We start from the raw sequence: 5,213 nt of genomic DNA, 5'->3' as shown, positions 1-5,213 counted from the left end.
TTGAACACCCACTACAAATTTGAAGACACTGATAAAGAATAATGCATAAAAGCCCGCATATTTTAGCAAATATCCGGGCTTTTAGGGGAAAAAAATAGTTCTAAAATTTAGAAACGGCTTAGGGCGCCGTATGCATGACCTTCAGCCAAGCCTGTTCAATTGATTTTTCAATGCCTTGCGCATCCAGTCCCGCCTGCCGCAGCATCTGGCTATGGGCAGCCTGCTGCATGAAGGTGTCGTCCAGGCCCAGGTTGCAGACCGGCTTCACGATTTGCGCTTTGGCCAGATATTCATTCACTGCGCTGCCTGCGCCGCCCATCACTGCATGCTCTTCCACCGTTACAAACAGCGCGGTGCTGTCGGCAATCTGATCCAGCAGCTGCTCATCCAGCGGCTTGACGTAGCGCATGTTGACCACGCGCACGGCGGCCTCATGCCGGGCAGCGAAAGCCTGCGCGGCCTCTAAAGCCGGCTGCACGCGGCTGCCGAAAGCCAGAATGGAAATGCAGTCTTCATGCTGCTCATTCAGCAGCGCCAGCACTTCCGCCTTGCCGATTTCCATGGCCGTCAGCTGGCTGTGCACCTGCACGCCCAGGCCATTGCCGCGCGGATAGCGCACCGCCGCCGGGCCATTATGCAGATAGGCGGTGTGCAGCATCTGGCGGCACTCGTTTTCATCTTTAGGCGCCATAATCACCATATTCGGAATGGTGCGCATATAGGCATAGTCATAGGCGCCGGCGTGGGTTGGGCCGTCTTCGCCAACCAGGCCTGCGCGGTCTATGCCGAAAGTGACATCCAGATTCTGCAGGGCAACGTCATGCACCAGCTGGTCATAGCCGCGCTGCAGGAAGGTCGAATAAATCGCCACCACCGGCTTCAAGCCCTCACAGGCCATGCCGGCAGCCAAAGTCACCGCATGCTGCTCGGCAATCGCCACATCAAAGAAGCGCTCTGGATACTGCCGGGCGAATTGCACCATGCCTGAGCCTTCGCACATCGCCGGGGTAATCGCCAATAAGCGCTCATCCTGCGCAGCCTGATCGCACAGCCACTGGCCAAACACATCGGAGTACTTCGGCGCAGGATTTGCCGCAGCCCGCGCGTTGATCTTGCTGATGGCATGGTACTTGATCTGATCCGCTTCGGCCGGCGCAAAGCCCTTGCCTTTTTTGGTATAGACGTGAATTAAGCGCGGGCCGGAACGCTTTTTCAGCGCCTGAAAGGCTTGCGCCAGCTGCTTGACGTCATGCCCGTCAAACGGCCCGAAGTAGTCAAAGCCAATGGCTTTGAATAAGTTGTCGGCGGCATCCGTGGCTGCGCTGTGCTGGCGCGAATTGTAGATCCATTTCGGATGCGGCTGCACATAGGCTTCGCCTTCATCTGAAATATTTACCGACTGGCCGCTTTCCCAGATTGAAGCCAGATGCTTGGCGAAACCGCCGGTGCTGCATGAAATTGACATGTCGTTGTCATTCAGCACCACAATAATGTCGGCATTGTGCGCAACCGCATCATTCATGGCTTCAAAAGCCATGCCTGCGGTCATGGCGCCGTCGCCGGCAATCGCCACCACATCGCACGGGTCTTTCTGATAGCGCCGCGCCAGGGACATGCCGAGGCCGGCGGAAATTGCGGTGGATGAATGCCCCACGCCAAAGGTGTCAAATTCAGATTCTTCCCGCGCAGGAAAGGCCGCCAGGCCGCCTTGGGAACGGATGGTCACCAGCTGCTCGCGGCGCCCGGTCAGGGCCTTATGCGGATAGGCCTGATGGCCGACATCCCAGATCAGGCGGTCATGCGGGGTATTGAAGCAGTAATGCAGCGCAACGGTCAGCTCAATTACGCCTAAGTTTGCGCCGAAGTGCCCGCCGCTTTGCCCAGCTGCATACAAAATAAATTGGCGCAGCTCATCCGCCACCTGCTCAAGCTGACTGCGTTCAAGCAAACGGAGCTGCTGCGGATGATCGATAGTATCCAGCAGCGGTGTATTCGGACGTTGAGACGGTATTTCTGTATACAGCATAATATGGCAAAGCCTTCTAAAGCCTGGCAAATCCTAAGCTAGGTCAAATGGATATCCGATCATATCTTCGGATTGTATCACCTGCAATCAGCCATATTTCTAGCGTTGCAATTTTGAACAGCACTCAAAACCGGGTGCGGGTTGAATGGTGGAGATTATCCTGAATAATCTTACTGTTTATCAACTATTATCGTGCGCTTTATACAAAAAAGAAAATGTTCTGCATAAATTCATGGCTGCAATTCTGCCAATGCCCAAGCATTACGCTATACTTTAGCCAATTTATGCATGAAAAAACGGGTTTGACTGTGCCTATAGAATTTGTCGCAACCTCTAGACTGCCGACCGCATTTGGTGAGTTTAAAATTACGGTATTTCAAGATCCTGAAACCGGCGAAGAACATGTGGCACTCTCTAAAGGGCTGGATGCGCCCCCGGCCGGGCCGGTGCTGGTGCGCATTCACTCCGAATGCCTGACCGGCGACGCTTTCGCCTCGCTGAAATGCGACTGCGGCCCGCAGCTGCAGGCCACGCAGAAGCTGATTAATGAGGCCGGCCAGGGCGTGATCCTGTACCTGCGCCAGGAAGGGCGCGGCATTGGCCTGACCAATAAAATCCGCGCCTATGCGCTGCAGGATCAGGGCCATGACACGGTAGACGCCAATTTAATGCTGAACTTGCCGGCGGATGCGCGGCGCTATGACATGTGCACCATCATGCTGGATCACCTGCAGGTTAAGGAAGTCCGCTTAATCACCAATAATCCGCTGAAAATTAAAGCCTTGACTGAACAGGGCATCAATGTAATTGACCGCGTTCCCTTAACCGTCGGCCTGAATCCGTTCAATGAGCAGTATTTGAAAACCAAGCATGAGCGCATGTCTCATATGTATGAACAGGATGACTTTTAAGTTCAGGCCTGAATTGAATGCTGAAAATCCAATTTCAGTATTGATTCGGGCAACGCCGGTTAAAGACTGCTCAGCAGAATAAAAACAGCGGCAGCCGCAATCAGGCCAATGGCCGCGCCGATATTGGTGCCGCCGGCGGCGCGGATATGGTCATCCGGACAGACGGGCGCCTGACGCTGGATGGCTGCGATTTTCCGTTCGGCGAAATGCTTATACAGACTGTTCGACATCAGGCCGAAAAAAACCGCCAGCCCGATGCTGGAGCCATGGCCGTCAACTTCCAGCGCAATTTCAATCAGGCTGACCGCAATGATCAGGCCCAGCGCCGCAAAGCCGTACAGGTACATTTTGCGGTAAAACAGCCAGATCACGCCAAAGAAAAATGCCCCGATATTGAAGCCGGACAGCAGCTTTTTCGGCGTGATTTCGGCAAATCTGGCCTGATAATAACGCTGATATTTTTCCCCGACAAACAAAGCCATCAGATGCTCCTGACTGGCCTGCCGGCCCGGCTGCGCGGCGGATTCAATGCCCGGCGGCGCCCAGGCGCCTTGATTGTGATTCATTGCCTATTCCAGATTATTTTTATTATTAAAGCCCTGCGGGCAGCAAAATGCCGGCGCTGGCGGCTGGCGCCGCGCTTTTAAGCCCCGCTACCGCAGCACCGAATCTTCATGCAGCGACTCATTCAGCTGATCGACAATAATCGCCCACTCGCCATCCGACTTGATTTTTTCAGCTAAAAACTGGCGCTGCGCATCTGTCCAGTAATCCGCTTCGGTAATTTTGGTCTGCGCGCACAGCTGATGCGTTGCAATAAACAGCTCTATCGCGTCTTCGCTGGAGTCCAGGCCCAGCTGTTCAAAAAGATTGGTCATTCTTGGACGTACACGCATGGCTTTCTCCCCCTTGGATGATTCTGGCTGCCCGGCAACTTTTATTCTTCCCTAAAGGATATAGCATGGAAGTCCGCCGCACTCAATTCCCAAAATTGGCGCTTAATATTTCAGGAACGGCATGCTCAGCATCAGCACAGCCACGGTCTGGGTAAACAGCCACAGCAGCGGCATGCTCCACGATACTCCGCCCGCCTCCGCAAACACTTCCGCGCTGTATTTCGGATTGCGCTGATAGGCCTTGACTTTCTGCGCAGCAAATTCTGCATACAGGCGCTTGCCCATGCAGCCTATGGCGATATTCGGCAGAAAGCCCAGCCACGCCGCATTCTGCAGCGACACGCCGATAATCTGGGCCACAAGGCCAATGAATATGGCGGAAACGGCGGTGACAAAAAAGTAAGCATACATTTTCCGGTACAGCAGCCAGTATGCGCCGAAAATCAGGCCCGCCCAGCTGAATGCATTTTTCTTTCCATCGGCCAGCAAATAGGCCTGCGCGCGCGGCCCGATAAAGGCTGCCAGCAGTTGTGTTTTTGATGCGTCCGCATTCATGCCTGAATCCGCCTTCTCTGTGTTAGGGCCGCCATAGCGCAAGCGGCTGCATGCGGCCTGTTTAATTTTACGGCGCTGCAGGGCAGCGTCAGCCTGCAGCGCTTAAATCGACCAGTCCTGAATTTCCCAGCCCTGCTGCTTCGCTAAAGCCTCCAGGCGCTCATCCGGATTGACTGCAACCGCATGGTCGGCATGCTCCAGCAGGAAGCGGTCATTGATGGAGTCTGAATAGGCCCAGGATTCAGCCACAGCGCGGCCCTGCAGCCACTGATCCAGGCGCGCCAGCTTGCCTTTCTGGTAGCACGGCGTATTGATCACCTTGCCGGTGTATTTGCCGTCCGCAACTTCGGCATTGGTGGCGATGATTTCCGTAATGCCGAACTCGCGGAAAATCGGCGCGGTAATAAAGTCAGACGTTGCGGTAATGCCGACCAAGGCATGCCCCGCCTGCTGATGGCGCTGAATGGCTTTAAAGCCTTCCGGGCGCATTTGCGGGCGGATGACTTTCTGCATAAAGCGCTGGTGCAGCGCAGTCAGGTAAGCATTTTCATGCTGGGTCAAAAATTCAAACACAAATTCATTATAGGCAATCGGGTCCAGCTGCCCGGCCTTGTAGTCTTCATAGAATTTATCATTCATGGCGCGGTGGCGGACTGGGTCAACCAGGCCTTCATTGACCAGAAATTCCCCCCATGAGTGGTCTGAATCTGTATTTAATAAGGTGTGATCAAGGTCAAAGAGCGCCAATTTCATGAAAATACTCGTAAAAGCTGAAATTTAAGAAAAAAATTGTAAATCTATCTCCGCTAGTCGATAGAAATTCGT

The 5,213-nt window shown here is 54.0% G+C and carries 6 protein-coding genes; 1 reads left to right on the top strand and 5 read right to left on the bottom strand.

Annotation, left to right across the window (positions count from 1 at the left end; translation table 11 throughout):
- Window positions 1-118: 118 nt before the first annotated feature.
- Complete coding sequence (gene dxs / locus RSA72_RS13815) at window positions 119-2,026, bottom strand: 1-deoxy-D-xylulose-5-phosphate synthase (RefSeq protein WP_332624723.1); 1,908 nt, start codon at window positions 2,024-2,026, stop codon at window positions 119-121.
- A gap of 308 nt (window positions 2,027-2,334) precedes the next feature.
- Between dxs and ribA the strand changes: the two genes are divergently transcribed.
- The gene (gene ribA / locus RSA72_RS13810) at window positions 2,335-2,937 is read left to right on the top strand and encodes a GTP cyclohydrolase II (RefSeq protein ID WP_332624001.1); all 603 of its coding nucleotides are present in this window, start codon (window positions 2,335-2,337) and stop codon (window positions 2,935-2,937) included.
- Between the two features lie 59 nt (window positions 2,938-2,996).
- On the opposite strand, the gene RSA72_RS13805 is transcribed toward ribA, so the two are convergent.
- The 4 genes from RSA72_RS13805 to RSA72_RS13790 form a co-directional block, all read right to left on the bottom strand.
- Window positions 2,997-3,503, bottom strand: a complete 507-nt coding sequence (locus RSA72_RS13805; RefSeq protein WP_332623995.1) for a DUF2628 domain-containing protein — start codon at window positions 3,501-3,503, stop codon at window positions 2,997-2,999.
- A gap of 87 nt (window positions 3,504-3,590) precedes the next feature.
- Window positions 3,591-3,833: a DUF2789 domain-containing protein gene (locus tag RSA72_RS13800; protein ID WP_332623996.1), complete on the bottom strand. Its 243-nt coding sequence runs from the start codon at window positions 3,831-3,833 to the stop codon at window positions 3,591-3,593.
- 102 nt (window positions 3,834-3,935) lie between these two features.
- Entirely contained in the window at window positions 3,936-4,388 is a 453-nt protein-coding gene (locus RSA72_RS13795) for a DUF2628 domain-containing protein (RefSeq protein WP_332623997.1), read from the bottom strand.
- Between the two features lie 102 nt (window positions 4,389-4,490).
- A complete protein-coding gene (locus tag RSA72_RS13790; protein ID WP_332623998.1) occupies window positions 4,491-5,141 on the bottom strand; it encodes an HAD family hydrolase in 651 nt (216 codons plus the stop codon).
- Between the last annotated feature and the right edge of the window lie 72 nt (window positions 5,142-5,213).

Origin of the sequence: Acinetobacter sp. (genome assembly GCF_036659555.1) — a bacterium.
Taxonomy (GTDB): Bacteria; Pseudomonadota; Gammaproteobacteria; order Pseudomonadales; family Moraxellaceae; genus Acinetobacter.
This window is presented reverse-complemented; position numbering and strand designations above follow the sequence as displayed.

Excerpts from the sequence above, each read along its gene's own strand:
- RSA72_RS13795 (WP_332623997.1), bottom strand. The coding sequence starts at position 4,388 with ATGAATGCGGACGCATCAAAAACACAACTGCTGGCAGCCTTTATCGGG.
- dxs (WP_332624723.1), bottom strand. The coding sequence starts at position 2,026 with ATGCTGTATACAGAAATACCGTCTCAACGTCCGAATACACCGCTGCTG.
- RSA72_RS13805 (WP_332623995.1), bottom strand. The coding sequence starts at position 3,503 with ATGAATCACAATCAAGGCGCCTGGGCGCCGCCGGGCATTGAATCCGCC.
- RSA72_RS13800 (WP_332623996.1), bottom strand. The coding sequence starts at position 3,833 with ATGCGTGTACGTCCAAGAATGACCAATCTTTTTGAACAGCTGGGCCTG.
- RSA72_RS13790 (WP_332623998.1), bottom strand. The coding sequence starts at position 5,141 with ATGAAATTGGCGCTCTTTGACCTTGATCACACCTTATTAAATACAGAT.